The sequence below is a fragment of the Rubrivivax gelatinosus genome (assembly GCF_016583785.1).
GTDB classification, from domain to species: domain Bacteria; phylum Pseudomonadota; class Gammaproteobacteria; order Burkholderiales; family Burkholderiaceae_C; genus Rubrivivax; species Rubrivivax gelatinosus_B.
Genome location: NZ_NRRU01000154.1, coordinates 1 through 8,518 on the forward strand (window position 1 = coordinate 1; position 8,518 = coordinate 8,518).

Annotated in this window: 8 protein-coding genes and 1 pseudogene; 7 read left to right on the forward strand and 2 right to left on the reverse strand. The window is 71.8% G+C overall.

The annotated features are described in order from the left end of the window. On the forward strand, positions 1–189 hold a 189-nt coding region (locus tag CKO43_RS24075; RefSeq protein ID WP_200380235.1), incomplete at its 5' end, for a pantoate--beta-alanine ligase. 184 nt (positions 190–373) lie between these two features. Here the strand turns inward: CKO43_RS24075 and CKO43_RS24080 are convergent. Next, complete coding sequence (locus tag CKO43_RS24080; RefSeq protein ID WP_200380236.1) at positions 374–949, reverse strand: acetate uptake transporter; 576 nt, start codon at positions 947–949, stop codon at positions 374–376. A 325-nt stretch (positions 950–1,274) separates the two neighbouring features. Between CKO43_RS24080 and CKO43_RS24085 the strand changes: the two genes are divergently transcribed. Both CKO43_RS24085 and CKO43_RS24090 read left to right on the forward strand, forming a co-directional pair. Beyond that, positions 1,275–1,871, forward strand: a complete 597-nt coding sequence (locus tag CKO43_RS24085; RefSeq protein ID WP_200380237.1) for an FMN-dependent NADH-azoreductase — start codon at positions 1,275–1,277, stop codon at positions 1,869–1,871. A 49-nt stretch (positions 1,872–1,920) separates the two neighbouring features. Beyond that, positions 1,921–2,421, forward strand: a complete 501-nt coding sequence (locus CKO43_RS24090) for an acyl-CoA thioesterase (protein ID WP_200380238.1) — start codon at positions 1,921–1,923, stop codon at positions 2,419–2,421. Positions 2,422–2,452: 31 nt separating this feature from the next. Here CKO43_RS24090 and CKO43_RS24095 read toward each other — a convergent pair whose 3' ends face one another. After that, the gene (locus CKO43_RS24095; protein WP_200380239.1) at positions 2,453–3,472 is read right to left on the reverse strand and encodes a CysB family HTH-type transcriptional regulator; all 1,020 of its coding nucleotides are present in this window, start codon (positions 3,470–3,472) and stop codon (positions 2,453–2,455) included. Between the two features lie 193 nt (positions 3,473–3,665). On the opposite strand from CKO43_RS24095, the gene CKO43_RS24100 reads away from it, so the two are divergent. The 4 genes and pseudogenes from CKO43_RS24100 to CKO43_RS24115 form a co-directional block, all read left to right on the forward strand. Next, positions 3,666–4,577, forward strand: coding sequence for a flagellin N-terminal helical domain-containing protein (locus tag CKO43_RS24100; protein ID WP_200231183.1), 912 nt, complete (start codon positions 3,666–3,668; stop codon positions 4,575–4,577). A 139-nt stretch (positions 4,578–4,716) separates the two neighbouring features. Then, on the forward strand, positions 4,717–6,633 hold the full coding sequence (locus tag CKO43_RS24105) for an O-linked N-acetylglucosamine transferase, SPINDLY family protein (RefSeq protein ID WP_200380240.1): 1,917 nt from the start codon (positions 4,717–4,719) through the stop codon (positions 6,631–6,633). A gap of 14 nt (positions 6,634–6,647) precedes the next feature. Next, positions 6,648–7,841, forward strand: coding sequence for an HD domain-containing phosphohydrolase (locus tag CKO43_RS24110; protein WP_200380241.1), 1,194 nt, complete (start codon positions 6,648–6,650; stop codon positions 7,839–7,841). Between the two features lie 135 nt (positions 7,842–7,976). Continuing rightward, positions 7,977–8,518 (forward strand): annotated as a pseudogene (locus CKO43_RS24115) (hypothetical protein); the annotation flags it as partial.

Sequence of the window (8,518 nt, forward strand, 5' to 3'; positions counted from 1 at the left end):
GCGGCAGCCGAGGCGGCCGCGGCGCAGGCGCTGCGGGCACGCGGCTGGGCGCCGGACTATCTGACGGTGCGCCGGCGCGAGGACCTGCTGCCGCCCGATGCCGCGGCGCTGGCTGCAGGTGAACCGCTGGTGGCGCTGGCCGCGGCGCGGCTGGGCGCCACGCGGCTGATCGACAACTACGAGTTCTGAAGCCGCGGGCGGCGCCAAACGGCAATCGTTGCCGTTTTCGACGGGCGCCGCCAGAGGATTCGGCGGAAAATCACGAAAGGGCGTCCGGGACGCCCTTTATCATTTTTCCGAATGATTCCATCGGTGCCGCCGATCAATATATCCGGCGGCCGCCACGAACCCCTCGCGGAGGGTTCGCGGCAAATTAATGGGCGGGTGCCCCGATCGGCAGAATCTCGCGGCCGTACTGCGCCTCCAGCACTTCCGCCATCGCCAGGTAGATCGCCGCCAGGCCGCAGGCGATGCCTTCGTAGCCGGCGATCGTGCCGATCAGGTGCGAGCCGGTGAAGTCGCGCACCGCGAGCAGCGCGAACAGCAGCGTCAGGCTGCCGAAGACGAACTGCAGCACGCGGTTGGCGCGCCAGGTGCCGACCCACATGAAGGCCGTGAACACGCCCCACAGCGCCAGGAAGCAGCCCATGTACTCCTCGGGCGTGGCCTCTGTCAGGCCGAGCTTGGGCAGCACCCAGATGCAGACCAGCGCAAGCCAGAAGAAGCCGTAGCTGATGAAGGCGGTGAGGCCGAAGGTGTTGCCCTTGCGGAACTCGAGCAGGCCGGCCAGCACCTGGGCGATGCCGCCGTAGCACAGGCCCATCGCGAGCACCACCGCGCTCAGCGGAAAGAAGCCGGCGTTGTGGATATTGAGCAGGACGGTGGTCATGCCAAAACCCATCAGGCCGAGCGGACCGGGGTTGGCGAGGGAATGATCGGACGCGGACATGATGAGCTTTCGAGAGCCGGCAAACAAAAGGTCGCGACTGTATCAGCGTTAACCCTAGGTGGAGAAGCTGAATAAATTACCCAGGTATCTCCAGCGGGAGCCCGGTGGATACCCCTCGCCGTGCCGCCGGGGCGGGCTGGCGTGCCGCGACCGCATGCATTCAAACAATTGCAATCAAGACGTCGACGCTCTCGAACGAGCGGTCCGGCGCGGCGCCAGAGAATGGCTTCCACACCGAGAGCGCAGCTCGAAGGCATCGCCCGTCGTCAGACATGCAAAGCGATCGAATGCGCCCCCGCCGGCACTCTCTCGACAGGACCAGATGATGAACATCCTCCAGATCAACACCAGCCCGCGCCGCGAAGCCAACTCGACGCGCCTCGCCCACGACGTCGTCGCCAGCCTGCTGGCCGCGCATCCGGGCGCCAGCGTCACGCTGCGCGACCTGGGCACCCAGCCGCACCCGATGCTCGACGAAGCCGCGCTCGGCGCGCTCTTCACGCCGGCCGAGCAGCGCACGCCCGAGCAGGCGGCGCGTGTCGCGCTGAACGACGAGCTGATCGCCGAGCTGCAGGCGCATGACGTCATCGTCATCGGCGTGCCGATGTACAACTTCGGCGTGCCGGTGCAGCTGAAGAACTGGATCGACGCCGTCGCCCGGGCCGGCGTCACCTTCCGCTACGGTGCCGGCGGCCCGGAAGGCCTGGTCAAGGGCAAACGCGTGATCCTCGCGCTGGCGCGCGGCGGCATCCACCGCGACACGCCGCACGACCAGCAGCTGCCCTATCTGAAGACGGTGCTCGGTTTCCTCGGCATCACCGACGTGCGCCCGGTCTATGCCGAAGGCCTGAACATGGGCCCGGAAGCCGCCGCCCGCGGCTTCGAGCAGGCTCAGGCCGACATCGCCGCGGCCCTGGCATGATCGGCGGCGGCGGCTCCGCGCCGCCGCCTCCTCCAACCGCCAGCCGACGATGCAACTGCCCGCCCACGAACTGCAGATGACGGTGCTGATGACGCCCGACACCGCCAACTTCTCGGGCAAGGTGCACGGCGGCGTCATCCTGCGCCACCTCGACCAGGTGGCCTACGCCTGCGCCAGCCGCTACGCCGGGCGCTACGTCGTCACGCTGAGCGTCGACCAGGTGATGTTCCGCCAGCCGGTGCAGGTAGGTGAACTCGTCACCTTCCTGGCTTCGGTGAACCACACCGGGCGCTCGTCGATGGAAATCGGCATCAAGGTGCTGGCCGAGGACATCCGCGCCGGCGTCGTGCGCCACGTCAACAGCTGCTTCTTCACGATGGTCGCGGTCGACGACGGCGGCCAGCCGGTGGCGGTGTCGCCGCTGCTGCCGGTGACGCCCGACCAGCGCCGGCGCCATGCCGCCGCCGAGATGCGGCGCGCGATGCGGCGCGAGATGGAGCAGAAGTCGGCTGCGATCCACGAGGCCCACGCCCGCGAGTCCGCGGCCTGAGCCCGGCCTCTCCGGGGGCCCCGAGTCGGCCTCAGCCGCCCGCGACGGCGTCGGCCGCGGCGGCGCGCCAGGAGCTGCTGGGCGGCGGTTCGGGTGAGAGTTCCAGCGCCTGGCCGTGCGGCGTCGCCAGTGCCCGGTCGACGAGCGCACGCGACAGCGGCGACGCGAAGGTCTGGATGAAGTCGTAGGCGTAGTCGCGCAGATAGCTGCCGCGGCGCACCGCCAGCCGGGTCGTGTTCACCTCGAACAGGTGGCGCACGTCGATCGCGTGCAGCGCCTGGTCGCGCGCCGGGTCGTAGGCGATCGACGCGATGATGCCCACGCCCAGACCCAGCTCGACATAGGTCTTCACGACGTCGGCGTCCATCGCCGCGAGCACGATCTCGCGCTGCAGCTGCTCGCGCTCGAAGGCTTCGTCGATGTGGCGCCGGCCGGTGTAGCCGGGTTCGTAGGTCACGATCGGGAACTGCGACAGCCGCTCCAGCGTCAGCCGCTGGCCGCGGCGGTCTTCGTCGGCCAGCGCGTGGCCGACGGGCACGACGACGACGTGGCTCCAGCGGTAGCAGGGCAGGGCGACGAGTTCGTCGAAGTCGGCCAGCGCCTCGGTGGCGACGCCGATGTCGGCTTCGCCGTCGATCAGCCAGCGGGCGATCTGGCGCGGCGAACCCTGGTTCAGGTGCAGCGTGACCTGCGGGTTGGCCGCCAGGAAGTCGCGCACCACCGGCGGCAGCGCGTAACGCGCCTGCGAGTGTGTCGCCGCCACCGTCAGCGTGCCGACGCCGGCGCGGGCGAAGTCGGCTCCGGCGCGCCTGAGGTTGTCGGCTTCGGCGAGCAGGCGCTCGATGATCGGCAGCGCCGTCTTGCCGGGTTCGGTGAGACCGGTCAGGCGCTTGCCCACGCGCACGAACAGGTCGACACCGAGTTCGTCCTCGAGCTCGCGCACCTGCCGGCTGACGCCGGGCTGCGAGGTGTGCAGCACCTCGGCGACGGAGGTGAGATTGAAGCGTTGGCGCACGGCTTCACGTGCGGCGCGGAGTTGCTGGAAGTTCACCGCTGCGATGCTGAAGGCGCAGGGGCGGCCGCAGAACGAAGCGATTCGCCGACCTTCATGCGGCAAACGAATAAGCGCATCCGTCCGCAAGCCTTCGTGGCCCGCGTTTAAAAAATTCTGGAGGCCGTCGCCCTGTGTGGACGAGACCGAGCCACATCGTTCTCGGACTGACCCACCCAACCGGAGAACTTCCATGCTGAGCCTTCACACCAACGCCGCGTCGCTGTCGACCCAGACCGCGGTCAGCAACACCCAACGCAACCTGTCGGCGTCGCTGACCAAGCTCGGTACCGGCTACCGCATCAACTCGGCGATGGACGACGCCGCCGGCCTGCAGATCGCGACCCGCCTGGACGCCCAGACCCGCGGCATGTCGGTTGCGCAGAAGAACACGCAGAACGGCATCTCGATGATGCAGACCGCCGAAGGCGCGTTCGCCGAGACCACCAGCATCCTGCTGCGCATGAAGGACCTGGCGACCGAAGCCGCCAACGGCTCCTCGACCGCCGACGACATGACCGCGATGCAGGCCGAATACGACGCGCTCGGCCGCGAACTGACCAACATCGTCAAGAACACCTCCTTCGGTGGCCAGAAGCTGTTCGGCGTCGGCACCGACGCCGCTGCCGTCACCGGCGGCGCGAGCACGCTGGGCAAGGGCGCCGGCGTCACGTTCCAGATCGGCGCCAGCGCCGCTGAGACGATGGTCGTCAACGTGTCCGATTCGCTGGCCGCGCTGACCGCCGACGACGGCAGCCTGGGTCTGCTCAGCACCACCTACCAGACGACGGCCGATGCGACGACGGTCGGCACCGAGCTGACCGCCAGCGCCAACGCCACGATCACGAAGCTGGACACGGCGCTGGCCGACGTCGGCGAAGTGCGCTCGGCGCTGGGCGCGGCCTCGAACCGCCTCGACCACGTCTACAACAACCTGTCGAACATGAGCACGAACACGTCGGCCGCCAAGAGCCGCATCATGGACGTGGACTTCGCCAGCGAGACGGCCAACATGACCTCCAAGCAGCTGCTGCTGCAGGCCGGCACCTCGATGCTCAAGCAGAGCAGCAGCATGTCGCAGCTCGCCCTGTCGCTGCTGAACTGAGCACGCAGCGCATCGCACGCGGGCCGCGGCCCGCGTCACCTGGGCCGACCGGTTTTGCCGGCCGGCCTTTGTGCCGTCGAGGGCCCCGGCCGGCGCGAGCCGCCCCGGGCGCCGGCAACACCGTCGAGGAGCAAGGTTCATGGCGCTTCAGGCCGCCCGCCAGGGCAGACACGAGACCAGCTGGCGTGCCGGCATCGCCGCCGTCGAAGGCGGCCGCTGGAGCGAAGCCGAACGGGTTTTCCAGCGTGCGCTGCAGCTCGCGCCGCGCGACCCCGTGCCCTGGCTCTACCTGGCGCGGGCGCAGCTGCAGCTGGGCAAGCTCGACAGCGCCGTCGCCGCGGCGCGGCGCGCGCTCGAGCTGCGCCCGGCAGACGCCATCGGCGCGCTGCTGCTGAGCGAGTGCCTGACGCGCCAGCACCGCCACGCCGACGCCGCCGCCGCGCTCGAGGCCGTGCTCGCGCACGCGCCCGCGACGCCCGAGCTGCTGTCGGCGCTGGGCAGCGCGCTGCTGCTGGCGCAGCGGCCGCAGGAGGCGATCTCGCGCCTGATCCAGGCCAGCATGCAGCGCCCGGGCGACGCGCTGCTGCACTACCGCCTGGGGCTGGCGTTCAAGCGCCTGGGCGCCGAGAGCCAGGCGGCGATCTGCTTTCGTACCGCGCTCTCGGTCGACCGTGACGCTGCCGTCGCGCCGCTGGCCTTGCCGCTGCTGGTCAGTTCCAGCCAGCAGAGCTGCGACTGGAGCGAGCTCGAACAGGACACGGCGGCGCTGCTGGCGCTGCTCGACGGCGCCAGCGCCGAGCGCGGCGGCGAGATCTCGCCGTTCGCGCTGCTGTCGCTGCCCGCCAGCCGCGCCCAGCAGCGCCGCGCCGGCGCGCTGCACACGCAGCATCTGCTGCAGGGCCAGCGCCCGGCGCTGCCGCCTCCGGGCGCCCGGCGGCCGGGGCGTGTGCGCGTCGGCTACCTGTCCTCGGACCTGCACAACCACGCGACCGCGCTGCTGATGGTGGGCCTGCTCGAGTGCCGCGACCGCGAACGTTTCGAGGTCTTCGCCTACAGCCACAGCGCCGCCGACGGCAGCCCGCTGCAGCAGCGCCTGCTGGCCGCCTGCGACCACGTGCTCGACGTCGGCCGCATGAGCGACGCCGAGCTCGCCGCCCGCATGCGCGCCGACGGCATCGACATCGGCGTCGACCTGAAGGGCCACACCCGCGGCACGCGCATGACGGTGTTCGCGCACCGGCCGGCGCCGGTGCAGGCGAGCTTCCTCGGCTACCCCGGCAGCACCGGCGCCGACTTCCTGGACTACGTCATCGGCGACCCCGTCGTCACGCCGCTGGAACACGCCGCCGACTACAGCGAGTGCATCGCCCAGATGCCGCACTGCTACCAGCCCAACGACCACCGCCGCGCGCTGCCGCCGCTGCCGCCGCGCGCCGCACTCGGCCTGCCCGAGGACGCGCTGGTGCTGTGCTGCTTCAACCAGAGCTACAAGATCACGCCCGAGCTGCTGGCGCTGTGGGCGCAGATGCTGCACGAGCTGCCGCAGGCGGTGCTGTGGCTGCTGTCCTGGAACGCCGACGGCCAGCGCCGGCTGCTGGCCGCGCTCGAGCGCCACGGCATCGGCGCCGGGCGTGTCGTCTTCGCCGAGCGCCTGGGGGTCGACGAACACATCGCCCGGCTGCGCGCGGCCGATCTGTTCCTGGACACCTGGCCCTACAACGCCCACACCACCGCGAGCGAAGCGCTGTGGGCCGGGGTGCCGGTGCTGACGGTGCCGGGCGAGACCTTCGCCTCGCGTGTCGCCACCAGCCTGCTGCAGGCCTGCGAACTGCCCGAACTCGTCTGCGCCGATGCCCAGGCCTATGTGCGCGCCGCGGTCGAACTCGGCCGCGAACCCGGGCGCCTTCTGGCCATGCGGCGCCACCTCGACGAGAACCGGACGCGGCTGCCGCTGTTCGACACCGAGCGCTACACGCGCGACTACGAGGCGCTGCTGCTGCGCATGTTCGAGCGCCGGCAGCAAGGGCTGGCGCCGGCGGCGCTGGCCGCCGCCTGAGGAGCAGGGCGACGGTGCTGAGGGAGATCGCCATCGCCGACCTGCGTGTCGGCATGTTCGTGAACCGGTTCTGCGGCTCGTGGATCGACCACCCGTTCTGGCGCACGCGTTTTGCCGTCGAGGACGTGCGCGACCTGGAAAAGCTGCGCAGCAGCGGCGTCGCGCGCCTGGTCATCGACACCGAGCGCGGTGTCGACGTGCTGCCGGCCATCGTGCCGGCCGACGAGCCGCTGGCCGACCTCGCGCCCGCGCCCGAACCGGCACCGGCGCCACCGCCGGTCGGGCGCGACTACGTGCCGGCGGTCGCGCTGTGCCGGCGCGCGCTGACGCCGCTGCGCTCGCTGCACGACAGCGTGCGCCTGGGCCGCGTCATCGGCACCGAGGCCTGCGAGCGCCTGGTCGACGAGATCGTCGACTCGGTGCAGCACGAGCCGACGCTGCTGGTCGCCGTCGCCCGGCTGAAGGCGGCCGACGAGTACCTGTACCTGCACGCGCTCGCGGTCTCGGCGCTGATGGTCGCGCTCGCCCGTCAGATGGGGCTGGCGGCACCGCAGCTGCGCGAGGCGGCGCTGGCCGGGCTGCTGCTGGACGTGGGCAAGGCGCGGCTGCCGGTCGAACTGCTGACGCGGCCGGCGCGGCTGCAGGGCGACGAACTGGCACTGATGCGGCGTCACGCCGAGATCGGCCACGCGCTGGTCGCGCGCCTGGACGGGGCGCCGGCGGGCGTGCTCGCCGCAGTGCGCCACCACCACGAGCGCCTGGACGGCAGCGGCTACCCCGACCGGCTGCGCGGCGACGCGATCCCGCTGATCGCGCGCATGGCCGCGGTCTGCGACACCTACGACGCCGTGACCTCGCGCCGCCCCTACCGCCCGCCCTGGGACCCGGGGCTGGCGATGCGCCACCTGGCGCAGACGCCGCGCGAGTTCGACCCGCTGCTGGTGCAGCACTTCGTCAAGGCGGTCGGCATCTACCCCACCGGCACGCTGCTGCGCCTGGCCTCGGAACGCCTGGCCGTCGTCATCGGCCCCGGCACGACGCTGCTGACGCCGCGGGTGCGGGTCTTCTATTCGGTCGCCGAACGCCACGCGATCGAACCCTTCGAGCTCGAGCTGTCGGACCCGCGCTGCGGCGACAGCGTCACCGGCATCGAGCCGCCGGAGGCCTGGCGTTTCACCGGTCTCGAGAAGCTCTGGTTGCAGGGCTGAACTCGCGGCTTACCGGGCCGGACCAAGGCCCGGGCGCATTTCACGCGCGACGACGGCGCCCTTAAGCGCGGTGCCCGCCGGGTCGCCCTGAAGCGGTGCGCGGCATGTCGCCTGCGTTCGCTGCAGGAGGTGCACATGTCGTGGTCCCGGCCCGTCTCGGCCGCCCCGGTGGGGCTCGATCCCGCCGGCATGCGCGGGCGCGAGCCGTCCGGTCCGGCGCCCGGCGTGGCGCCGGCCGGGCCGGGTACGGTGCCGCCGATGCCGCCGCTGCCGACGGCGGCGGCGCCGGCGATGAACGCGGCGATCGTCGAGCTGCCAGCCGGCGTCTCGGTCGGCGACGTGCTGAAGCTGGAGGTGCTGGAAACGGGTGCGCGCCTGCGCCTGGCCGCGCGCGGCCACGAGGCGGCGGCCACGCCGCCGGGCTGGCAGCTCGACCCGCTGGCCTTGCGCCAGGTGCACGGCGCCGCGCCCGACGATGCGGCGGCGCTGGCGGTGGCCTGGCGGGCCGAGATCGCGCAGCGCCTGCGCAGCGCCAGCGCCGAGATCCCGGGCGCGGCGTCGCCAGCGGCGGCGTCGCCGGTGTGGCCGCCGGCGTGGCTCGGGCTGCCGGTGGCGCTGAGCCTGGCGATCCCGCTGCCCGACGAGGACGAGCAGCCGGGCCACCCGCTGCCGCGGGG

Bases quoted from the DNA above. Each gene is read 5' to 3' on its own strand.
- CKO43_RS24080 (WP_200380236.1), bottom strand. From the start codon at position 949: ATGTCCGCGTCCGATCATTCCCTCGCCAACCCCGGTCCGCTCGGCCTG.
- CKO43_RS24085 (WP_200380237.1), top strand. From the start codon at position 1,275: ATGAACATCCTCCAGATCAACACCAGCCCGCGCCGCGAAGCCAACTCG.
- CKO43_RS24090 (WP_200380238.1), top strand. From the start codon at position 1,921: ATGCAACTGCCCGCCCACGAACTGCAGATGACGGTGCTGATGACGCCC.
- CKO43_RS24100 (WP_200231183.1), top strand. From the start codon at position 3,666: ATGCTGAGCCTTCACACCAACGCCGCGTCGCTGTCGACCCAGACCGCG.
- CKO43_RS24105 (WP_200380240.1), top strand. From the start codon at position 4,717: ATGGCGCTTCAGGCCGCCCGCCAGGGCAGACACGAGACCAGCTGGCGT.